The organism is Bradyrhizobium sp. Kon37, from assembly GCF_055807535.1.
The window spans coordinates 1-341 of the sequence record NZ_JBVVOY010000190.1; the positions used below are offsets into that span (position 1 = coordinate 1).

1 protein-coding gene is annotated in these 341 nt (G+C 57.8%); it reads right to left on the reverse strand.

Annotated features, from left to right (window positions below):
- Positions 1-341 (reverse strand): intermembrane phospholipid transport protein YdbH family protein (locus tag AC0L3J_RS37745; protein WP_473350491.1); only part of this gene is annotated, 341 nt, incomplete at both ends.

Here is a 341-nt window from a genome sequence, read left to right on the forward strand (position 1 = left end):
GTTGCCCTTACCCGCTTGCCCCTGGGTCAGCACACTCAGTCGTCCGCTGACCAGAGCGTTCTCAAGCCCTGCCTGCCAGTTGTCGACTTTGACACCCAGTCGGCCACTCAAAGGAAAACCTGCATACGGCCAGCTCCAGCGACCATCGCTTACGGTCAATTGTTGACGAGTAATTTGCCACGGCAAATCGAGCAACGGATCGCCGTTATCCCGTGCCAGCACGATCAATTGCCCGCTATTTTCCTGCCAGTCCAGCTCGGCATCCACCAGTGACGGTTCCTGCGGCAAGTTTAACGTCGCAGTAGCATGCCCACTTACAGGAAGTCCATCCGGCACGAGCG